This is a genomic window from Klebsiella sp. HN106 (assembly GCF_051209435.1).
Classification (GTDB): Bacteria; Pseudomonadota; Gammaproteobacteria; order Enterobacterales; family Enterobacteriaceae; genus Klebsiella; species Klebsiella oxytoca.
Window position 1 is genome coordinate 1 of the sequence record NZ_JBLURD010000144.1, and the last position, 361, is coordinate 361.

Genomic DNA, 361 nt, shown 5'->3' on the forward strand with positions numbered 1-361 from the left:
GCACGCGGCCGCGCGCCAGCCTGGCAAGCTCGGCGATCACCAGACTTTTGCCCGCGCCGGTGGGCAGGACAATCGCCGCCGGCTCGGTATGGCGACGGAACCAGGCGAGGGTGGCATCGACGGCTTCTTGTTGGTAAGGACGTAATGTAAAAGTCATGAATTCACGGGGCTAATTAACTGGCGAATAGTATGCCATGAATCTTTTCCCTTGAGTGGTGTTAAGAGCCCGTTATACTAGCCGGTGAAATTCTTCTTTTTCGGGCGATTTGCCCGCTCCAGCACTATGACAGGCTAAAAAAATCTCATGCGACTTGATAAGTTTATCGCTCAGCAGCTGGGCGTCAGCCGGGCTATTGCCGGG

Annotated in this window: 1 protein-coding gene; it reads right to left on the reverse strand. The window is 55.4% G+C overall.

Translation table 11 applies throughout. The annotated features are described in order from the left end of the window. Positions 1-157 (reverse strand): DEAD/DEAH box helicase family protein (locus ACSIPU_RS30710; RefSeq protein ID WP_435322496.1); only part of this gene is annotated, 157 nt, incomplete at its 3' end. Positions 158-361: the final 204 nt, after the last annotated feature.